Annotated in this window: 16 protein-coding genes; 4 read left to right on the top strand and 12 right to left on the bottom strand. The window is 74.5% G+C overall.

Annotated features, from left to right (window positions below; translation table 11 throughout):
* Positions 1 to 147: 147 nt before the first annotated feature.
* The gene (locus CHR28_RS14200) at positions 148 to 447 is read left to right on the top strand and encodes a hypothetical protein (protein ID WP_094053959.1); all 300 of its coding nucleotides are present in this window, start codon (positions 148 to 150) and stop codon (positions 445 to 447) included.
* Positions 448 to 459: 12 nt separating this feature from the next.
* Here CHR28_RS14200 and CHR28_RS14195 read toward each other — a convergent pair whose 3' ends face one another.
* The 6 genes from CHR28_RS14195 to CHR28_RS14170 form a co-directional block, all read right to left on the bottom strand.
* Positions 460 to 1,113, bottom strand: a complete 654-nt coding sequence (locus CHR28_RS14195; RefSeq protein ID WP_094053958.1) for an ABC transporter ATP-binding protein — start codon at positions 1,111 to 1,113, stop codon at positions 460 to 462.
* Complete coding sequence (locus CHR28_RS14190) at positions 1,106 to 2,035, bottom strand: ABC transporter ATP-binding protein (RefSeq protein WP_094053992.1); 930 nt, start codon at positions 2,033 to 2,035, stop codon at positions 1,106 to 1,108. Before CHR28_RS14190 ends, CHR28_RS14195 begins: the two co-directional genes overlap by 8 nt.
* Positions 2,036 to 2,133: 98 nt before the next feature.
* Positions 2,134 to 3,033, bottom strand: coding sequence for an ABC transporter permease (locus CHR28_RS14185; protein ID WP_094053957.1), 900 nt, complete (start codon positions 3,031 to 3,033; stop codon positions 2,134 to 2,136).
* Positions 3,023 to 3,991, bottom strand: coding sequence for an ABC transporter permease (locus CHR28_RS14180; RefSeq protein WP_094053956.1), 969 nt, complete (start codon positions 3,989 to 3,991; stop codon positions 3,023 to 3,025). Before CHR28_RS14180 ends, CHR28_RS14185 begins: the two co-directional genes overlap by 11 nt.
* A gap of 20 nt (positions 3,992 to 4,011) precedes the next feature.
* The gene (locus CHR28_RS14175; protein WP_094053955.1) at positions 4,012 to 5,601 is read right to left on the bottom strand and encodes an ABC transporter substrate-binding protein; all 1,590 of its coding nucleotides are present in this window, start codon (positions 5,599 to 5,601) and stop codon (positions 4,012 to 4,014) included.
* A gap of 173 nt (positions 5,602 to 5,774) precedes the next feature.
* On the bottom strand, positions 5,775 to 6,230 hold the full coding sequence (locus tag CHR28_RS14170; RefSeq protein ID WP_094053954.1) for a DUF6299 family protein: 456 nt from the start codon (positions 6,228 to 6,230) through the stop codon (positions 5,775 to 5,777).
* A gap of 245 nt (positions 6,231 to 6,475) precedes the next feature.
* Between CHR28_RS14170 and CHR28_RS14165 the strand changes: the two genes are divergently transcribed.
* On the top strand, positions 6,476 to 6,670 hold the full coding sequence (locus CHR28_RS14165; protein ID WP_094053953.1) for a DUF5999 family protein: 195 nt from the start codon (positions 6,476 to 6,478) through the stop codon (positions 6,668 to 6,670).
* A gap of 13 nt (positions 6,671 to 6,683) precedes the next feature.
* On the opposite strand, the gene CHR28_RS14160 is transcribed toward CHR28_RS14165, so the two are convergent.
* Both CHR28_RS14160 and CHR28_RS14155 read right to left on the bottom strand, forming a co-directional pair.
* Complete coding sequence (locus CHR28_RS14160) at positions 6,684 to 7,082, bottom strand: RidA family protein (RefSeq protein ID WP_094053952.1); 399 nt, start codon at positions 7,080 to 7,082, stop codon at positions 6,684 to 6,686.
* Positions 7,079 to 8,206 (bottom strand): acyl-CoA dehydrogenase family protein, encoded by a 1,128-nt coding sequence (locus CHR28_RS14155; protein ID WP_094053951.1) that lies wholly within the window; start codon positions 8,204 to 8,206, stop codon positions 7,079 to 7,081. Before CHR28_RS14155 ends, CHR28_RS14160 begins: the two co-directional genes overlap by 4 nt.
* A gap of 126 nt (positions 8,207 to 8,332) precedes the next feature.
* Between CHR28_RS14155 and CHR28_RS14150 the strand changes: the two genes are divergently transcribed.
* The gene (locus CHR28_RS14150) at positions 8,333 to 9,961 is read left to right on the top strand and encodes an AMP-binding protein (protein WP_094053950.1); all 1,629 of its coding nucleotides are present in this window, start codon (positions 8,333 to 8,335) and stop codon (positions 9,959 to 9,961) included.
* Between the two features lie 15 nt (positions 9,962 to 9,976).
* Positions 9,977 to 10,789: a PaaX family transcriptional regulator gene (locus tag CHR28_RS14145; protein ID WP_094053949.1), complete on the top strand. Its 813-nt coding sequence runs from the start codon at positions 9,977 to 9,979 to the stop codon at positions 10,787 to 10,789.
* Between the two features lie 25 nt (positions 10,790 to 10,814).
* Here CHR28_RS14145 and CHR28_RS14140 read toward each other — a convergent pair whose 3' ends face one another.
* From CHR28_RS14140 to CHR28_RS14125, 4 genes are all read right to left on the bottom strand, one after another.
* Positions 10,815 to 15,074 (bottom strand): nSTAND1 domain-containing NTPase, encoded by a 4,260-nt coding sequence (locus CHR28_RS14140; RefSeq protein ID WP_179272433.1) that lies wholly within the window; start codon positions 15,072 to 15,074, stop codon positions 10,815 to 10,817.
* A 43-nt stretch (positions 15,075 to 15,117) separates the two neighbouring features.
* Positions 15,118 to 15,489 (bottom strand): CU044_2847 family protein, encoded by a 372-nt coding sequence (locus CHR28_RS14135; protein WP_094053947.1) that lies wholly within the window; start codon positions 15,487 to 15,489, stop codon positions 15,118 to 15,120.
* A 122-nt stretch (positions 15,490 to 15,611) separates the two neighbouring features.
* Positions 15,612 to 17,963 carry a bifunctional salicylyl-CoA 5-hydroxylase/oxidoreductase gene (locus CHR28_RS14130; protein ID WP_094053946.1) on the bottom strand — a complete coding sequence of 784 codons (2,352 nt, stop codon included), beginning with the start codon at positions 17,961 to 17,963 and terminating at the stop codon, positions 15,612 to 15,614.
* Entirely contained in the window at positions 17,948 to 18,775 is an 828-nt protein-coding gene (locus CHR28_RS14125; RefSeq protein WP_094053945.1) for an enoyl-CoA hydratase family protein, read from the bottom strand. The genes CHR28_RS14130 and CHR28_RS14125 overlap by 16 nt, the downstream gene beginning before the upstream one ends.
* Positions 18,776 to 18,800 lie beyond the last annotated feature (25 nt).

Here is an 18,800-nt window from a genome sequence, read left to right as displayed (position 1 = left end):
CCCCTGATCCGCCCGGGCTCACCCGTGTGCCGCCGCCGGATGGTGGACCTCGGCCGGCCGCCGGATGGTGGACGCAGGTGCCGCCGCCCCACGGCGATGCCGCCCTGCCGGTCCCCCGGCGGCCACCAGCACACGCGAGGAGCCCCGATGACCACCGCCGAGCACGTCCCCCACGCGGACCACGCGCACGCCCACGGCGACGACTGCGGCCATGTCGCCTTCCCCCACGGCGACCACACGGACTATGCCCACGACGGCCACCTCCACCGGATGCACGGGGACCACGCCGACGAGTGCGCACCCGGCGGCCACACCGTGCACCGGAACCACGACCACCAGCACGGCGACCGGTGCGGCCACCTGGCCGTCCGGCACGGCGACCACACCGACTACGTGCACGACGGGCACCGCCACGCCGCCCACGAGGGTCACTGGGACGACCACTGACCGAAGCGGGTCTCAGGTCAGTTCGTCCCAGTGGACGGTGCGGTCGCACCAGCGCCGGAGCAGGGTGCGGTCGTGGCCGACGGCCAGCAGGGCGGCGCCGGTCGCCGCCCGGTAGTCCTCGACGGCGGCGACCAGGGCCGCGGCGGTGGACGCGTCGAGCATGGCGGTCATCTCGTCGCACACCAGCACGCGCGGGCGCAGCACCAGGGCGCGGGCCAGGCAGGCCCGCTGCAGCTGGCCGTCGCTGACCTCGTGCGGCCGCCGGGTCAGCAGGTCGGGGGTGAGTCCGACGGCGGGGGCCAGTTCGGCGATCCGGCCGGGGATCTCCCGGGCGCGGCCGGTGGCGCGCAGGGGTTCGGCGATCAGGCCGGTGAGCGGCAGCCGGGGGTCGGCGGAGAGCCTGGCCTGCTGGAAGACGACCCCGAAGGCGGTGCGCTGGTCGCGCGGGGCGCTGTGGCGCCAGCGCCGTACCGGCTCGCCGTCCAGCAGGACGGAGCCCGCCTCGGGGCGGTGCAGCAGGGCCGCGACCCGGGCGAGGGTGGACTTGCCGCAGCCGCTCGGGCCGAGCAGCCCGACGGATGCGCCGGGGGCGAGCGTCAGGGAGACGTCCCGGACCACCGGGGCGTTCCTGGTGTATCCGGCGGTGATGGAGCGCAGTTCAAGCACGGACGTCCTCCGGCACGTGCGGGTGGTGGCAGGCGACCTCGCCGGACGGGGGCGCCTGGCCGGTGCAGAGATCGGTGGCCCGGGCGCAGCGGGGGGCGAAGGCGCAGCCGTCGGGGAGGTCGCCGAGTTTGGGCGGCATGCCCGGGACGGGCCTGAAGGCGCGGTCGGGCAGGGCTTCCAGGAGGCCGCGGCTGTAGGGGTGGCGGGGGCCGGGGGTGCCGAAGAAGGCGGTGGCGTCGGCGAGTTCGACGATCCGCCCGGCGTACATGACCGCGACCCGGTCGGCGATGCGCTCGGCCGCCGCCAGGTCGTGCGTGATCATCAGCAGGGCCCGGCCGGCGCCCTCCGTGCCGCCCGGGTCGTCGACGTGCCGGCGCAGTTCGTCGACGGTGCGGTCCACCAGGTCGCGGTCGAGGCCGGTGGTGGGTTCGTCGGCGAGCAGCAGGGGGGCGTCGCCGACCAGGGCGAGGGCGGTGGCGGCGCGCTGGGCGAGGCCGCCGGAGAGCTCGTGCGGGTACCGGTCGAGGTGGGTGGCGGGGAAGGCGGCCCGTTCGGCGGCGGCCTCGGCGGCGGTGCGCAGGGCGGCCCGGCCCCGGGTCGCGGTCAGGGCGGCGACCGTCTCCTCCAGCTGGGAGCGGACGGTGCGTACGGGTGTGAGGTGGGCGGCCGGGCTCTGCGGCACCAGCCCGATGAGCCGGCCCCGTACGGTGCGGGCGAGGGTCCGCTCCCCGGCGGTGAGCAGGTCCAGGCCGCCGAGGAACGCGGACCCGGCGGTCTGCGCGTTGCCGGGCAGCAGCCCGAGCAGGGCGGAGGCCAGCACGGACTTGCCGCAGCCGCTCTCGCCGATGAGGGCGAGGCACTCCCCCGGCAGCACGTCGAACCGGGCCCCGGTGACGGCCGCGACGCGCCGCCCGGCGGGCATGAGGAACCGCACGGACAGGTCGCGCACGGACAGCACGGGGGCGGGACGGGGGGCGGGGCCGGTCGCCGTGCCGGCCGGTCCGGGCCCGATTCCGGTGCTCACAGCATCAGCTCCGATCGGTGACGGGGGTGCAGCCGCTCCCGCCACGCGCCCGCCAGCCCGGCGATGGCCAGGGTGGGGACGATGAGGAAGAGGCCGGGGAAGAGGGTCGGCCACCACTGGCCGGCGAGGAGCGAGCCGCGGGCCGTCTGGATGAGCGTGCCGAGGCTCGCCGTGTGCGTGGGCAGGCCGAGGCCGAGGAAGGACAGGGCCGACTCGTGCCACATGGCGTGCGGCACCATCAGTACGGCGGCCAGGGCGGCTTGCGGGAGCACGGCCGGCAGCAGGTGCCGTACGGCCACCCGCCACCGGGACGCCCCGCCGGAGACGGCCGCGTCGATGTAGGGCCGCGAGCGCAGCGACAGCACCTCGGCGCGCACGATCCGGGCCGTGGACAGCCAGTGGGTGAGCGCGACCGAGATCACCACCGGCCACACCCCGGGCCGGAACATCGCGACGACGAAGATGCCGAGCAGCAGGTGCGGCACGGACGAGAACGTGTCGACCACCCGCATCAGCGCCCGGTCCACCCAGCCTCCCAGCGCCCCGGCCGCCGCGCCCACGGCGGTGCCGACGACGGTCGCCGTCACCGCCGCCGCCACGCCGACCAGCAGCGAGACGCGCAGTCCGTAGACGCAGCGCAGCAGCAGGTCGCGGCCGACGTCGTCGGTGCCGAACGGGTGTCTGAGGGACGGCGGTTCCAGCTTGGCGGCGAGGTCGACGGCCTGCTGGTCGAGCTGGACCAGCGGCGGTACGAGCAGCACGGCCAGCACGGTCGCTGCCACCAGCACGGCGGAGGTGCGCACGCGCAGGGCGCGGGTGGAGCGGCGCCCGGGCCCGTGCGACCGCCACGCGCTCTCGGCCGGGGAGGCGGCGGGTGCCGGTGCGTCACATGTCACTGAGCTTCACCCTCGGGTCGAACAGTCCGTACAGCAGGTCGGCGAGCAGGTTGCCCGCGAGCACGGCGGCGGTGGCCAGGGCCGTCAGGCCGGCGAGCAGCGGGAAGTCGACGGCGGTGGCGGCCTCGACGGTGGCGGCCGCGATGCCCGGCCAGCTGAAGACGCTCTCCACCAGCAGGGCGCCGGTGATGAGTTCGGGCACGCGGGAGCCGATCAGCGTGAGCACGGGCAGCAGTCCGGAGCGCAGGGCGTGCCCGAGCAGCACGGTGCGTTCGCTCAGGCCGCGGGCGCGGGCGCCGCGCACGGGGTCCTCCGCGAGCGCGTCGCCGACCCCTTGGCGCACGTACAGCGTGAACCAGGGCAGCTGGGAGATCGCGAGGACCCCGGCGGGCAGTACGAGATGGCTCGTGACCTGGCCGAACGTCACGTGTGCGCTGCCGGTGTCGGTCAGGCCGCCGGCCGGCAGGACGTCCCACCGCAGGGCGAACAGCCAGATGGCGAGGAGCGCGATCCAGAAGACCGGGGCCGCCTCCAGGGTGTAGGCGAGGGAGGTGACGGCCCGGTCGACGGCCGAGCCGGGGCGGCGGGCGGCGAGCACGCCGAGGACCGTGCCCACCAGCACGGCGGCGGCGAAGGCGACGGCGCACAGCAGCGCGGACCACACGAGCCGTTCGCCGATCACCTGCGCGACCGGCTGGCGCAGCACGCTGGAGTGGCCGAGGTCGCCGGTGAGCGCGGAGGTCAGCCAGTCCCACCAGCGGAGGGCGAAGGGCCGGTCCACGCCGAGGTTCTCGCGCAGCCGGTCCAGGGTCTCCTGGTCGGCGCCGAGGGCGGCGGTGCCCGCGTAGGCCTTGACGGGGTCGAAGGGGGAGGCGGCGGCGATGGCGAACACGCCGAAGGTGACGACGAGCAGGGCGGGGACGGCGAACATGGCCCGCCGTCCCGCCAGCCGTGCCATGTCTCCCCAGGGCGGACGGCTCACTTCTTCGGCTGCCAGTCCTCGATGTTCCACCAGGGCCCGCTGGCGAAGCCGTGCTCGTGCGGCTCCAGCTGGGTGTTCAGGCCGTCCCAGCGGTCGGCCAGGACGTACGTGTGGTCGATGTGGGTGAGGAAGGTGTAGCCGGGGTCCTGGACCAGGGCGCGCTGCACCTTCTCGTAAGCGGACCGGCGCTCGTCCGGGTCCTGGCTGCGGCGGGCGTCGTCGAGGGCTCGGTCCACGGCCGGGTTGTCGTAGCGGGCCATGTTGTTGAAGCCGTCGCCGGCGAGGGAGGAGTGCAGCAGGGTGTAGAGGCCGAAGTCGGGGTCGCCGATGCTGCCGAAGCCGGCGAGGACGGCGGTGTCCTTCATGCGCGGCTCGATGACCTCCCAGGTGGCGCTCTCCACCCGGACGTCGATGCCCGCCTTCTTGGCGTCGGAGGCGTAGGCGAGGGCGTGGTCCTGGCGGACCTTGTCGCCGGAGGGGTAGAGGAGGGTGAAGGAGGCCCGCTGCCCGTCCTTGACGCGGATGCCGTCCCCGCCGGGCTTCCAGCCGGCCTCGTCCAGGATCCTCTTGGCCTTGCCGAGGTCGCGGGGGCGTTCGACGGACGTGCTGAACGCCGGGTCGTCGACGGGCAGCGGCCCGTAGGCGGGGCGGCCCGCACCGTCGAGGATCCGGTCGACCATGGCCTCGCGGTCGACGGCGGCGTCCAGGGCCCGCCGGATCGCGCGGTCGCCGGTGACCTTGCCGGCGGTGGGGAGGGTGACGGCCCGGAAGTCGTAGGACCGGGCCTCGTAGGTGCGCTTGCCGTCGTCGTTCTTGAACGTCGCGGCGAGGTTGGGCGGGAGGACGGCGCCGTCGAGGTCGCCGGAGCGCAGGCGGGTGGCGCGGACGTTGTCGTCGGCGACGATCGCCATGGTGAAGCTCTTGACCTTCGGCGCACCGCCCCAGTAGCGGGGGTTGGCCTCGAAGGTGAGCTTCTCGCCCTTGCTCCACTTCGTCAGGACGTACGGTCCCGTGCCGACCGGCTTGGTGTTGAAGGAGCCGGTGTTCGGGTCCTGCTTGCCCGCGAGGTGCTCGGGGACGATGGGCAGGACCGTGCGGGCGGCGAAGGGGGCGTAGGGGTACTTGAGGGTGAAGACGACCCGGTCGTCGCCCTCGGCCCGGACCTCCTTGACGGCGTCCAGCTCGCTCTTGAAGGTGTTGTTGGTCTTCGCGTCCAGCACGGTCTCGTACGTGTAGACGACGTCGTCGGCGGTCAGCGGTTCGCCGTCGCTGAACTCCACGCCCTCTCGCAGGGTGTAGGTGTACGTGCGGCCGCCGTCGGTGACCTTCGGGAGCGCCGCCGCGAGGGCGGGCTTCAGCTTCAGGCCGGCGTCGCGGGCGAGGAGCCCGTCGAAGATCTTGGAGTTGCCGTCCTTGCCGTAGCCGAGCAGCGGGCTCAGCGTGTCCGGCTCGGAGGCCACCGCGATGGAGACGGATCCGGCGGACGCGTCGTCGTCCGAGCCGCCACTGCCCGGAGCGGAGCAGGCGGTGACCGCCGCGGCCAGCGCCGCCGTGACGGCGGCCCCTCGTATCCGACGGGTCGACATGTGACCTCACACCCTTGTTGCGCTAGTCAGGTTGTTGCCAAGACTTCGCAATTAAACAGGCAAGGGGGGTGGTCGCGCACCATCGCGGTGCGGAAGGAGCAGGTCATCGACGCGCGCGGACCGGCGGCGGGCCGGTGAAGTGGGGCTCGCCGCCGGTCCGTTCACGCCGTGGTTCAGCCCTGGGCCAGGGTGACGTCCTGCTTCGAGGCCGCGTGGAACGCGGGCAGCGGCAGGAGGCCGAAGGTGCGCAGCTCCATGAGGGTGGCCTCGACGTGCGCCGCGCCGGGCACGAGCACGCCGGGTGCGGGCCGGCCCGTGTTCACCCAGCGGTGCACGGCTCCGTCGCACACCGCGCGGGTGCCGCCGACGCCGTACCGGGTGGTGGAGACGCCCTGGCTCACCGAGGAGCCGACGAAGACGGGGCCGCTGGAGCTCGCGCAGCGGTAGGTGCCGGACAGGGTGACGGTGCCGTCGGCGGCGATGCGGCCCACCGCGTCGACGGTCACGGACTCGTTCGGGGCGATGACGGACGGGGCGGCGGTGGACGCGGCGGCGGGGGCCGCGCCGGCGCCGGTCAGCGCCAGCAGCGCGGCACCGGCCGCGGCACCGAGAAGGGGACGGACACGCATGGGGAAACCTCCAGAAATGAGGGGAATGACCGACTCCCACTCGTACCGGCCCTCCGGGCCGCCGCCCGTGACCCTCACCCCTTCGGTGGCGAGTCCGCACCGGGCGTCGTGGAACCGTCCGGGGACTGTCCGGGGCGTGTCACACTTCCGGCCGCGCCGTTCCGATGAGTGCCGGACGGGAGGACGGTCTGTCCATGGGAGTCGTTCGAACCGTACGGACGGCCCCACCGACGTGGAGGTGCGCCATGTGTGCCCACGAGCCCCTGTGCCCCGCGACCGGTTCCCCCGCCGCGCACGTCGTCGCCGCCCGCCCCGAGCAGGGCTGGAGCCTGCTGTGCGACGGGGCGATCGTCTTCGACGACACCGGCGAACTGCTGCCTGACGGACGCGTGGTGGAGCCCCACCGGGTGGGCGTGGAGGGGCTGGCCGCCGCGGCCTGACCGGAGCGCCGCGTCAGGGCAGGACCGCGAAGCCGTCCAGTTCGACCAGGGCCTCCTCGTCCCACAGCCGGACCACCTGCACGACCGCCATGGCCGGGTAGTCGCGGCCGGCCAGCTCCCGCCACCGGCGGCCCAGCTCCGGGGCGTGGGTGCGGTAGGCGGCGACGTCCGTGGCGTAGACGGTGACACGGGCCAGGTCGGCCGGGGTGCCGCCGGCCGCCGCGAGGGCGTCCAGCAGGTTGGCGAGGGCCTTCTCGAACTGCTCGGGCAGGGTCGCCCCGGCCACCTTGCCCTCGGCGTCCAGCGCGGTCTGCCCCGCCAGGAACACCACGCGGGAGCCACGGGCCACGACGGCGTGGGAGAAGCCGGCGGGCGGGGACAGCTCGGGCGGGTTGACGCGTTCGATGCTCACCGGGCCTCCTGCCGGGCGTACAACTCCTTGGCGATGATGCCGCGTTGGACCTCACTCGCGCCCTCGTAGACGCGCGGGGCGCGCACCTCGCGGTAGAGGTGTTCGAGCAGGTGGCCGCGGCGCAGCGCCCGGGCGCCGTGCAGCTGGACGGCCGTGTCGACGACGTACTGCGCGGTCTCGGTGGCGAGCAGTTTCGCCATGGCGGAGCGCCGGGGCACGTCCGCGTCGCCCGCGTCGTACGCGGTCGCCGCCGCGTAGACCATCAGCCGGGCCGCCTCCGTGCGCAGGGCCATCTCGGCGACCTGGTGGGAGACGGCCTGCAGGTCACGCAGCTTGCCGCCGAAGGCGTCGCGGCGGGCGGTGTGGTCGAGGGTCGCGTCGAGCGCCGCCTGCGCCATGCCGACCGCGAAGGCGCCGACGCTGGGCCGGAACAGGTTCAGCGTGCCCATGGCCACCCGGAAGCCGCGGTCGACCTCGCCGAGCACGTCGTCGGCCGTGACCGGTACGCCGTCGAAGCCGAGGGCGCCGATGGGGTGCGGCGAGAGCATGTCGAGCCCGTGTCCGGTCAGGCCGGGGCGGTCGGCGGGCAGGAGGAACGCCGTGACCCCGCGGGCGCCGGCACCCGGGGTGGTCCGTGCGAAGACGGTGTAGAAGTCCGCCTCGGGGGCGTTGGAGATCCAGCACTTCTCGCCGGAGAGGCGCCAGCGGCCGGGGCCGTCGGGGTGGGCGGTCAGGGCCAGGGCCGCCGCGTCCGAGCCCGCCCCGGGCTCGGTCAGGGCGAAGGCCGCGACGGCCGTGCCGTCGGTCACCCCGGGCAGCCAGCGGGCCCGTTGGGCCGCGGTGCCGTGCGCGTGGACCGGGTGGGCGCCGAGGCCCTGGAGGGCCAGGGCGGTCTCGGCCTCGGTGCAGGCCTGGGCCAGGGACTCGCGCATCAGGCACAGGTCGAGCGCGCCCGCGCCGAACAGGCGCCCGACGAGGCCCAGTCGGCCCAGTTCGGCGACCAGGGCCCGGTTCACCCGGCCCGGCTCACCCTTCTCGGCCAGGGGGCGCAGCCGCTCGGCGGCCAGGGCGCGCAGCTCGGCACACCAGGCGAGTTGTGCCGGTTCGAGCGAGAATGCGGTCATCGCCGGTCCCTTCTCCGCCGCCCTGCTTCCGGCCGGGCCGCTCCGAGGCTATCGCGGACCGTTGACTGCCGTCACCAACACGATACGCTCCAGGGGCGAGCCCACCACGCCAAGGGGGCGAACCGTATGAATTCACGGCGCACGGCCCACGTCGACACCTTCGCGCGCGACCATCTGCCACCTCCGGACCAATGGCCCGAGCTCCGCTTCGACCTGCCGGAGCTGCGCTATCCCGAACGGCTCAACTGCGCCGCCGAGCTGCTCACCGGCCAGCCCGGCGACCGGCCCGCCTTCCTCACCCCCACCGGCGAACCGTGGACGTACGCCGAGCTGCGCGCCCGGGTCGACCGCCTGGCCCACCTGCTCACCGGCGAACTCGGCGTCGTTCCCGGCAACCGGGTGCTGCTGCGCGGCCCCACCACCCCCTGGCTCGCCGCCTGCTGGCTGGCGGTGCTGAAGGCGGGGGCCGTCGCGGTGACGGTGCTCGCCCAGCAGCGCCCGCACGAGCTGAGCACCCTGTGCGAGATCGCCCGGGTGCGGCACGCGCTGTGCGACATCCGCTCCGTCGACGACCTCGCCAAGGCCGAGATCCCCGGCCTGCGCCTGACGACCTACGGCGGTGACGCGCCGGACGACCTGCTGCGCCGCCCCGCGCCTCACACGCCGTTCGAGGCCGTCGCGACCGCGGCCGACGACGTGGCGCTGATCGCCTTCACCTCCGGCACCACCGGCCGCCCCAAGGGCTGCATGCACTTCCACCGGGACGTCCTGGCCGTCGCCGACACCTTCTCCCGGCACGTGCTGCGGCCCGGCCCCGACGACGTGTTCACGGGCAGCCCCCCGCTCGGTTTCACCTTCGGCCTCGGCGGGCTGGTCGTCTTCCCGCTGCGCGCCGGGGCGAGCGCGCTGCTCCTGGAGCAGGCGGGGCCCAGGCAACTGCTGCCGGCCATCGCCCGGCACCGGGTGACCGTGCTGTTCACCGCGCCCACGGCGTACCGCGCGATGCTCGGCGAGCTCGACGGCCACGACCTGTCGTCCCTGCGCCGCTGCGTCTCGGCCGGTGAGAACCTGCCCGCCGCCACCTGGCAGGCCTGGCACGAGCGCACCGGCCTGCGCCTCATCAACGGCATCGGCGCCACCGAGCTGTTGCACATCTTCATCTCCGCCGCCGACGAGAACATCCGCCCGGGCACCACCGGCGTCCCCGTGCCGGGCTGGCAGGCGCGTGTGCAGGACGCGGACGGCGAGCCGGTGCCCGACGGGCGGCCCGGACTCCTCGCCGTGCGCGGACCGGTCGGCTGCCGCTACCTCGCCGACCCGCGGCAGCGCGTGTACGTGCGCGACGGCTGGAACGTCACCGGCGACACCTACGTCCGCGAACCCGACGGCTGGTTCCGGTACGTGGCCCGCGCCGACGACATGATCATCTCGGCCGGGTACAACATCGCGGGCCCCGAGGTCGAGGACGCGCTGCTGCGCCACCCGGACGTGGTGGAGGCGGCGGTCGTCGGACGGCCCGACGAGGAACGCGGCCAGGCCGTGGTGGCCTTCGCCGTGCTGAAGGAGGGCGCCGACCGGGACGCCGAGGCGCTGCGCGCCTTCGTGAAGACCGAACTCGCCCCCTACAAATGCCCACGGGAGATCGTCTTCCTGGACGCGCTGCCGCGCACGGCCACGGGGAAGCTCCAGCGGTTCAGACTCCGCACCCGGCACCCGCGCGCCGAAGCCCCGCACACGGAAGGCGGCCGGGACTGATCCGTACGACCTAAGATGATCAACGTGTCCGACCAGCATGCACCACGGTCTCTCATCGTCACGCTCTACGGCGCGTACGGGCGCTTCGTCCCGGGCCCCGTGCCCGTCGCCGAACTGATCCGGCTGCTGGCCGCGGTCGGCGTGGACGCCCCGTCCGTACGCTCCTCGGTGTCGCGGCTCAAGAGACGCGGACTGCTCCTGCCCGCCCGCACCGCCCAGGGCGCGGCGGGCTACGAACTGTCCCCGGACGCACGCCAGTTGCTCGACGACGGCGACCGGCGCATCTACGCCGCGGCACCGCCGGAGGACGAGGGCTGGGTGCTGGCGGTGTTCTCCGTGCCGGAGTCGGAGCGGCAGAAACGGCATGTGCTGCGCTCGCGCCTGTCCGGGCTCGGCTTCGGCACGGCCGCTCCCGGCGTGTGGATCGCGCCCGCGCGGCTGTACGAGGAGACCCGGCACACGCTGCAGCGGCTGCGGCTCGACACGTACGTCGACTTCTTCCGCGGCGACCACCTCGGTTTCGCCCCGACCGCCGAGGCCGTCGCCCGCTGGTGGGACCTGGCGGCCATCGCCAAGGAGCACGAGGCGTTCCTCGACCGCCACGAACACGTCCTGCGCGCCTGGGAGAAGCGCGAGGACACCCCGCCCGAGGAGGCCTACCGCGACTACCTCCTCGCCCTGGACTCCTGGCGCCACCTCCCCTACACCGACCCGGGCCTGCCCGCCGGCCTCCTCCCCGAGGACTGGCCGGGCGTCCGCTCGTCGGCCGTGTTCCGGGGCCTGCACGAGCGACTGCGGGACGCGGGGGCGGAGTTCGTGGGGGTGTGACACCGCACCCGGGTCTTCGCCGCGTTCAGGTGGAGGGGCACGGCGGTGTGTCCTTGGCCGCCTCCAGGACCGGACGTCCGTTCTGGGCAGCACTGTTGGGGCCGTCCAGGGCCGCGCACAGGGTGTCGTGCCACGCGTCGGGCGAGAGACGGAGTGCCCGGGTCCCCTTGTCCGTGGCCAGGTGCAGGGTGTCTCCGTGGATCCGGGCCGCGTGCAGGTTTTCGCCCCCGTCCTTCAGATGACCGAGCGGCTCGGCGTCGTCCGGGGAGACCAGGCTGACGCCCGCGGCGGCGACGGCGAGGGTTCCGTCGGGTGCCACACCCAGGAAGCCGGTGGCGTCGGCGACGGCGCGGGTCGGCTGCCGCGGGTGCTCGCGGTCCACGTCCCACCACACCACGCGTCTGTCCGCGTCAAACGCGGCGAGCCGGTCCCCGTCGGGGGTGAAGACCACCCACCGTTCGGCGTCGCCGTTGAGGAACGACGCGTGCAACGGCCCGCCCTCCAGCCGGGCCACCCGGGTGCCGCGCCGGACGTCCCAGACCTCGATCCGGCCGTCGGCACGCCACGGGCCCGTGATCACCGCCACCTGGTGCGGGTGGCCCGGCCGCGCGGTCAGCCGGCCCGCGTCCTGGAACATCCCCCGCTCGACGGGGGTGTCCTCCAGCCGGACCGGGCCTCCGCTCTGCACCCCGGAGCGCGGGTCGAGCCGGACCAGTGTGTCGCCGAAGCACAGCAGCACGAGGTCGCCGTCGCCGGTCTGCACGACGTCCTGAGGCCGATTCGCCGCCGGGTCGCCGGACCGGCCGCAGTCCCAGGTGACCCGGCGCGAACGCAGGGTCTCGGCGTCGTACAGCCGCGCGTCGGTGGAGTCGTCCGACCACACGAGCAGCGCGTCCGCGCCCCGGCGGGTGACCCAGACCAGGTGCACGTCCCAGGAATCGACCTGCTGCGCCCGCTTCGGCAATGCCGTGTGGTGCGAACGGGCACCGGGCCCCGCGACCTCCAGCCTGCCCGCGCGCAGCCGCGCGGTGCGCGAACCGTCGGGTGAGACGGCGGCGGCGTCACCGGGGCGGGAGGACAGTTCGCTCTCGACCGCAGCCATCGGCTCGGCACGGGAGCGGAGCAGGGTGTCTCCCTCGACGGTCAGGACGGTGCGCCGGCCGGTGCCCTGCCCGACGACCCCGAGCGCTCGGGAACCGTCCCGGCCAGGGAGCGTGAGGGACCAGAAGCGGTCGCGTGCCCGCGGATCGCGGATCGTGACCCGCCGGTAGGCGCCCGTCTCCCCCGGCACGGACGAGGCGTCGCGGTAGAGGTGCGTGCCCGTGAGGTCCCGGAAGGTCACCCCTCCGCCGTAGCTGCCGCTCGGCATGCGCGCGCCGGGGACGAGCGCGTACCAGCGCACCCCGTCGTTCACGTCCAGCCAGACGCCCCCGTACGGGTCGGCCGGCTCCTGGTTCACGGCGGTCCTCGGCCCGTAGACGCGGCGGACGTGCTCGCCCGAGGAGGTGGCGTAGAGGTCGAGGAAGCGCTCCTCCCCCTTCGCGCGGGTGCCGGCGACGGCGATGCGCTCGCCGTCTCCCGGCAGCCAGGCCTTGACCGGCTTCCGCTGCGCCACGACGCGCTGCGGCACCGGAAGGGCGCGGCCGGTGCCGGTGTCCCAGAGCCGGACGAGCGACGTGCGCCCGTCGTCCTCGGGGCGGGGGGTCTCGAAGGAGAGGAAGTACAGGAGCCGGGATCCGTCGTCGGAGAAGTCGATGTGCGGGCTGTACACGTCTCCGCGCTCGGGCAGCGCCCCTGACAGCCGGCGCGGCCCGGATCCGGCGGTGGCGAGGTCCCACACCAGCACCCTGCCGTCCCAGACGGCCAGGGCGTAGTGACGGCCGTCGGGGCTGACGGCGTCCCGGAAGCTCTGCGGACGCAGGCCGGTGGGGAAGCCGCGCAGCCGGGCGGCCCGGGGCCGTCCGTCGACCGCACCGGTCACCACCGTCGCTGTCAGGTCCGCGGCTCCGTCCCGGCGCGAGAGCACCACCATGGTCCGGCCGTCCGGGGACATGGAGGTCCACTGCGCGGTGCCCGGCCACAGCCCGCTGTGCGCGGACGTCACGTCCGCGGCGCGCACGTACTGCCCGAGCAGGGCCTGCCGCGCCTGTGGGGTGGGGCGCGCGGACCAGGCGCCGGCCGCGTAGCGGAACGCGCTGTCCGGCGAGCGGTCGGCCACATCGGCGGCGAGCGTGCCCAGTTCCGCTGCGGCGGCCGTGCGCAGCTGTGCCCGGTCCCGCTGGAGGGCGCGGTACGTGCTCACCGCGAGGGTGGACGCCAGCACCGCGAGCACGGTCACCAGGGCGGTCACGCCCCAGAGCCGGCGCAGTCCGCGCCGCTGCCGCCGCCGGCCCGCCTCCAGATAGGCCCGCTCGGTGCCGGTGAGGTCGTCGGGCCGCTGGACGAGCCACTGCAGCCCTTGGGCCAGGCGGGCTCCATGGGGCAGCAGTCCGTCGGGCCGGCCGGCGCCGTCCCACTCGGCCGCGTCCCGGGCGGTGCGTTCGTGCCACTCCAGGAAGTCGGCGCCTTCGTGCAGCCAGGCCGCCGGACGCTCCCACTCGCGCAGGAGGGCTTCGTGCACCACCTGCACGGTGCCGGCCCGCGCGGACGGATCGGGCCGCTCCACGACGTCCCACACGAGCAGCCGGCGGCCGGCCAGGGCGCGGGCGAGCGCTGCCTGTTCCGGCGACAGCTGCCGGATCGGGGCGGCGCGCCGGGTGAATCCGCCCTGGCCGTCGGGCCGGGCCAGTTGCTGGAACAGCCTGCGGGCCGCGTCCTCCGGGACACCCGTCGAGGCGAGGCAGTCCCGGAGCGCGTCGTTCGCGTACTCGGCCAGCGCCTTGACGACACCGCCGGTGCGCTCGTAGGCGGCGTGGGTCATGGTGTGCGCCTTGCGCTGTTCCCACAGCCGGGTCAGGGCGAACTGCAGCAAGGGCAGGCAGCCCGGTTCGTCCACGGCGTCCGACACCAGGCGCCGGGCGAGCCCCTCCTCCAGTCGCAGGCCCGCGACCGCCCGCACCGGTTCCTCCACGGCCCGGGTCAGGGCTTCGGCGGTCATCGGCGCGAGGAACTGGACGGCACCGTCCAACCGGGCCGAGGTGTCGGCGGCGGTGAGGGCCTCCAGCGTGGCGGAGCGAGCGGTGAGCACGACGCGCAGACCGCCGCCCTGGGCCGGATCAGGCGCCTGGGCCAGTGCCGACAGGGCGCGGAAGGCGCGCAGGGCTCCCGGCGGGGAGGCCACGGCGTACTCCTCGAACTGGTCGAGGAGCAACACGGCGCCGGGCGGGCCGAGTTCGTGGGTGAGCCGACCGCGCAGCACCCGCCGTCCGGCCTCGTCGCCGGCGCACGCCGCACGGACGGCCTCGAAGCGGTCGCGCCGGGCGGCCTCGTCCGGTACGGCGTCGTGCCAGGCCGCCGTGACCGCTTCGGCGACCCAGGCGTCGGCGTCCCCGGCGGATGTGCCGGCCGGGTCGGCGGGCTCGGGCACCCGCAGCGCCCAAGGCGTCCCCCGCTTGCGGACGGCAGCCAGCAGACCTGCTCTGAGCAGGGACGACTTGCCGCTTCCGGAGGGTCCGACGAGAACGGTGAGGGGGCGGGTCTCCAACGCCCGCACCAGCTTGCCCACTTCGTCGTCGCGACCGTGGAAGTACCGGGCGTGTTCGCTCTCGAACCGGGCCAGGCCGCGGAACGGGCACGGCAGGGCGTCGGGATCAGTCAGCCGGTCCGCGGCCAGCAGGTAGGCGGTGTCGCCGATCGGCCCTCTGCCCCGCGTGGTGAGCATGCCGACGACGGCCTCCTCCTGCGGATCCCAGACAGCGGCGCCGCTGAACCCGGGGCCGATCCGCACGCCGTGCGCGGTCAGGTCGAGTTGGATGAGGTCGGCGCGCTGCCGGCCGCGCATGGTGCCGGTCGCGTTCACCCCGCGGGATACCTTCGGCGGGAAGCCGAAGGCGCGAATCTCGCGGTTCCATTCGTTCTCGGTGCCGTCCGCGAGGGGCAGCGGCTCGGTCCCGTCCACCGTCGTGGTCAGGCGCAGGTGCGCGATGTCGTCCTCGGGCCACCAGTTCTCCACCACCGCGGGCACGCGAGGGCCCGGTTCGGCACCGGCGAGCAGCGGGAAGTCGACCTCGACGGGCTGCGATGGGCGGCTGCCGTCAGGTGCGGCCACGACGTGGGCACACGTGCACAGCAGGTCGTCGTCCAGGAGGAATCCCGCACCGACCGGCTCGCCGTCCGGTGCGAGCACCCGGGCGGCGCCGCGTTCGTATCGTGCCCGGCGCGGTAGGGAACTAGCCGGCATCGGTGGTTCCGGCGACGCTCGCGGCGTCCCACTCGACGCCGACCGTGAAGTGTGCCTCGGCCGCGGTCCTTGCCACGACCACTCCTGCCTCGGTGGTCACCTTCACCCCGAACTCCAGTGTGATCCGGTCGGGACGGCGAGGCAGGGAGCGCAGGGAGCCCACAATGTCCGCGATCGCCGGACGGACCCGGTCGACGGCGCTGCGCAGGGTGTCCGCCGCGCCCGTCACGTCATCCGCCGGGCGCGGTCGGCGGATGGGTTCGTAGGGGTCCTCTGCCACGGTGTGCGGCGAAGCCGGTGCCGTGGTCTCGACGCGCAGCAGCGAGCCGTCGTCGAGTCGGATGCTGGTGATGGCCGTCATCGGTGGCTGTCTGTCCTTCGATGCCGTAGTGAACGGATGACGACTCAGCGTAGTAACAGGCCGCTGCCGGATAGGCAACCTCCGCCCTTCAGGCTGCGGTTCGGCTCGAAACCGCCGTCACCTCACAGGCTCAGCCGCGGCTTGGGGGCGTCCGTGCGGCCCGTGCGGGGGCGGCGGCTGCCCGCGCGGTAGGGGGCCGGCCAGGGGGCGGCCGGGCCCGTGTAGCCCTGTTCGGCGGCCGCGTGCAGGGTCCAGTGCGGGTCGTAGAGGTGCGGGCGGGCCAGGGCGCACAGGTCCGTGCGGCCCGCCAGGATCAGGGAGTTGACGTCGTCCCAGGAGGAGATCGCGCCGACCGCGATCACCGGGACGCCGGTGGCGTGCCGGATCCGGTCCGCGAAGGGCGTCTGGTACGAGCGTCCGAAGTCGGGCCGCTCGTCCGCCACGACCTGCCCTGTCGACACGTCGATCGCGTCGGCGCCGTGCGCGGCGAAGGCCCGGGCGATCTCCACGGCCTCCTCGGCGCTCGTGCCGCCCTCGGCCCAGTCGGTCGCGGAGATGCGGACCGTCATGGGCCGCTCCCCCGGCCACGCGGTGCGCACGGCGTCGAAGACCTCCAGCGGGAAGCGCAGCCGCTTGTCCAGGCTGCCGCCGTAGGCGTCGGTGCGGCGGTTGGTCAGCGGCGAGAGGAAGCCGGAGAGCAGATAGCCGTGGGCGCAGTGCAGTTCGAGCAGGTCGAAGCCGGCCCGGGCGGCACGGCAGGCCGCGGCGGCGAACTGCTCGCGCAGATCGGTGAGCTGGGCGCGGGAGAGCTCGCGCGGCGTCTGGCCGGAAGGCTTGTAGGGCAGCGGCGAGGCGGCCACGAGCGGCCAGTTGCCCTCCGGCAGCGGCTCGTCCATGCCCTCCCACATCACCTTCGTGGAGCCCTTGCGGCCGCTGTGGCCGAGCTGCACGCCGATCGCCGTGCCGGGGGCCTGCGCGTGCACGAAGTCCGTGATCCGCTTCCAGGCCTCGGCCTGCCGTCCGGTGTAGAGGCCGGCGCAGCCGGGCGTGATCCGGCCCTCCTCGCTGACGCACACCATCTCCGTCACCACCAGCCCCGCCCCGCCCAGTGCCCGCGCGCCCAGGTGGACGAGGTGGAAGTCGCCGGGGACGCCGTCGACCGCCGAGTACATGTCCATGGGCGAGACGACGACCCGGTTGCGCAGGGTCAGGCCGCGCAGCCGGAACGGGGTGAACATGGGGGGTGTGCCGGGCGGGCAGCCGAACTCCCGCTCCACCGCCTGGGTGAAGTGCGCGTCGCGCAGGCGGAGGTTGTCGTGGGTGACGCGGCGGCTGCGGGTGAGCAGGTTGAAGGCGAACTGGCGGGGCGGCTGGTCCAGGTAGAGGGCGAGGTTCTCGAACCACTCCAGGCTGGCCCGTGCCGCCCGCTGCGTGGAGGCGACGACCGGGCGCCGCTCGGCCTCGTAGGCGGTCAGCGCCTCGGGCAGGGAGTCCTGCTCCTGAAGGCAGGCCGCGAGCGCCAGGGCGTCCTCGACGGCCAGCTTCGTGCCGGAGCCGATGGAGAAGTGGGCGGTGTGGGCGGCGTCGCCGAGGAGCACGACGTTGCCGTGCGACCAGCGCTCGTTGACGACCGTGCGGAACGTCGTCCAGGTGGAGTTGTTCGACCGCAGGGGCCGGCCGTGGAGCGCCTCGGCGAAGATCTTGGCGCAGCGCTCGATCGACTCGGCCTCGCCGAGCTCGTCGAAGCCGGCCGCCCGCCAGACCTCTTCGCGCATCTCGATGATCACGGTGGAGGCGTCCGGCGCGTAGGGGTAGCCGTGGAGCTGCATCACGCCGTGTTCGGTCTCGGCGATGTCGAAGCGGAAGGATCCGAACGGGAAGTCGGTGGCGAGCCAGATGTAGCGGCAGCGGTGTGCGGTGGCCCGGGGACGGAAGACGTCCGCGTACCTGTCGCGGGTGGTGCTGTGGATGCCGTCCGCGGCGACGACCAGGTCGTGGGTGTGCGGGAGGTCGTCGGGCGCCCCGGTGCGGAAGCGGAGGCGGACGCCGAGGTCGCGGCAGCGGGTGTGGAGGATCTCCAGCAGACGCCGGCGGCCGAGCGCGGCGAATCCGTGGCCGCCTGAGGTGTGGCGTACGCCCCGGTGGACGATGTCGATGTCGTCCCAGCGGACGAAGTCCCGCTGGAGGGCCCGGTAGACGGTGGGGTCGGCGTGCTCTATGCCGCCGAGGGTCTCGTCGGACAGGACCACGCCGAAGCCGAAGGTGTCGTCGGGGGCGTTGCGTTCCCAGACGGTGATGTCGCGGGTGGGGTCGAGGCGTTTGAGCAGGGCGGCGGCGTAGAGGCCGCCGGGGCCGCCGCCGATGACGGCGACGCGCAGGGGGTGGTCCGGCCCGGTGTGCGACTGCGGGCGTCCGGTGGTTGCCCGCGCGGTTCCCCGCGCCCCTTGAGGCGTGTCCACTATCGTCCGCTCCATTTCGGCGGGCGCTTCTCGGTGAAGGCCGCGTGGAACTCCGCGTAGTCCTCCCCGGTCATCAGCAGGGCCTGGGTGGAGGCGTCCAGTTCGACCGAGGCCGCCAGGGGCATGTCCAGCTCGGCCGTGAGCAGGGCCTTGGTCTGGGCGTGGGCCAGGGCGGGGCCCTCCGCCAGGCGGTGGGCCAGCCGCTGCGACGTCTCGTCGGCCTCACCCTCCTCGGTCAGTTCGCTGATCAGGCCGATGCGCTCGGCCTCGGGGGCGCGGACCGGGTCGCCCAGCATCAGCAGGCGGGTGGCGTGGCCCAGGCCGACGACCCTGGGCAGCAGGTAGGCCGCGCCCATGTCGCCGCCGGAGAGGCCGACGCGGGTGAAGAGGAACGCGAAGCGGGTGGTGGGGTCGGCGACCCGGAAGTCGGCGGCCAGGGCCAGGACCGCCCCGGCGCCCGCCGCCACGCCGTGCAGGGAGGCGATCACCGGGAACGGGCACTCGCGGATCGCGCGGACCACCTGGCCGGTCATCCGGTTGAAGTCGAGGAGCTGGGCGGTGTCCATGGCGAGCGTGGCGCCGATGATCTCGTCGACGTCACCGCCGGAGCAGAAGCCGCGCCCCTCGCCGGCCAGCACCAGGGCCCGCACGGACCGCTCCCGGGACAGCTCGGCGAGCAGGTCGCGCAGGTCGGCGTAGGCGCCGAAGGTGAGCGCGTTGAGCTTGGCGGGGCGGGCCAGGGTGACGGTCGCGACGCCGTCGGCCAGGTCGACGCGCAGATGCTCCCAGCCGGGGGTGCGCGCGGCGGAGCCGGTGAAGGGACTCATGACGGGCGGCCTCCTAGGGCGGGCA

It is taken from the genome of Streptomyces sp. XY006 (genome assembly GCF_002237655.1).
In the GTDB taxonomy this organism is placed as follows: Bacteria; Actinomycetota; Actinomycetes; order Streptomycetales; family Streptomycetaceae; genus Streptomyces; species Streptomyces levis.
Note: the sequence above shows the minus strand (reverse complement) of the source record. Positions and strands in the feature narration are given on the sequence as shown.